At 69.7% G+C, this 274-nt stretch carries 1 protein-coding gene; it reads left to right on the top strand.

Features of this window, described 5'->3' with window-relative positions; translation table 11 throughout:
• Positions 1 to 274 (top strand): GGDEF domain-containing protein (locus tag ACQG3P_RS19690; protein ID WP_426805982.1); only part of this gene is annotated, 274 nt, incomplete at both ends.

The following is a 274-nucleotide window of genomic DNA, read 5'->3' as shown; positions in this document are numbered from 1 at the left end:
AGCGTTACAAGGCCAGCAACGTACGCCTGGCACGCAAGGTCGATGCCGCCACCCGCGACCTCAACGCGCAGACCGCCAGCCTGCAGGCGTTGAACGAAGAGAAGACCCAGCTGGCCGCGCGTTTGGCAGTGCAGGCCGACCAGTTCGAGCGGCAGGCGCGCGAGGATGCGCTGACCGGGCTGCCCAACCGCCGCGCGTTCGACGAAGCGCAGGCGCGCGACTTCGCCCGCTCGCAACGCAGCGGCCACCCGCTGTGCCTGGTGGTGCTGGACAT

The organism is Stenotrophomonas sp. SrG (genome assembly GCF_050031795.1).
Taxonomy (GTDB): Bacteria; Pseudomonadota; Gammaproteobacteria; order Xanthomonadales; family Xanthomonadaceae; genus Stenotrophomonas; species Stenotrophomonas rhizophila_A.
This window is presented reverse-complemented; position numbering and strand designations above follow the sequence as displayed.